At 41.6% G+C, this 909-nt stretch carries 1 protein-coding gene; it reads left to right on the top strand.

Annotation, left to right across the window (positions count from 1 at the left end; translation table 11 throughout):
* Nucleotides 1-219 precede the first annotated feature (219 nt).
* Nucleotides 220-837 (top strand): hypothetical protein, encoded by a 618-nt coding sequence (locus OQJ86_RS26340; protein ID WP_258662118.1) that lies wholly within the window; start codon nt 220-222, stop codon nt 835-837.
* Nucleotides 838-909: the final 72 nt, after the last annotated feature.

Below are 909 nucleotides of genomic sequence, written 5' to 3'. Positions count from 1 at the left end.
GAGTTGAGAATTAAATGGTGATTTTCCTACAGAGGACTTTCACCTCATTAGTTCATGCCCATGCTGGGCGTACACAATCAATTTAAGAGGGATTCACAACGCTTGGCACTTTTGCTTTTACTTCAAACTTAGTGTTTATGGCACAATGCTTTAGGTTTGGGTGGAGGCGTTGTTCACCCCTTAATTGGGCGTTATGATGTTTGGTAGGCTTTGAGGACTATGATCAATATCGATTTTATCAAAAGTAATAGAAAGGTACTTAAGAATTTTGGTCAATTCTATTCTCTCGTAATAGACACTTCGACATATAGGCTATCTAAAACTGATAAACGTCGGTTGCGAGAACTCTTTGAGTCTATTGATGCTGATATCGTCAATAGCCAATCATTTGAAGATGATTTAAAAACTGTGCTCAATTCGTTTGATTACGAAGCTGCACGCCAGAATAAGGTCAAAGATAAGCGCAAAAAACTAAAGGCAAAAAAGAAACGTGATAGTGCTCAACCACCACGGAAGAAATCAGGCATTCAGATAATACCGAGTGATGCACAAAGTACTTGGAGGCCAAACGAACCATCGGAAGTCCGCGATAAATCATATTATGCAAATCTTAGGGCAACCTCTGGCTACTCAAGAGATGAAAATGATATTAGGCATTTACCTAGGTTAGGCTTGGGTATTGAATCCATGGTTTCGATTCCACGGATAAAATCTGATGAAGTAGTTATTGATAAGCATACCGAAACAAAGGGGAGTAATGCTCCAAAGCACCATTTGTATACGGCAGGTTGGTCAAGCAAAGGGCACTTTATTGACTCAGATGAAGAAACATCATAATCGGGTAGCCGGAGGTGTCTAGCCTCCAGCCCCCACACCACCCTGCATGCGGCTCCGCACAGGGCGGTTCAT

This window comes from Vibrio sp. Sgm 5, assembly GCF_026241575.1.
GTDB classification, from domain to species: domain Bacteria; phylum Pseudomonadota; class Gammaproteobacteria; order Enterobacterales; family Vibrionaceae; genus Vibrio; species Vibrio jasicida.
Note: the sequence above shows the minus strand (reverse complement) of the source record. Positions and strands in the feature narration are given on the sequence as shown.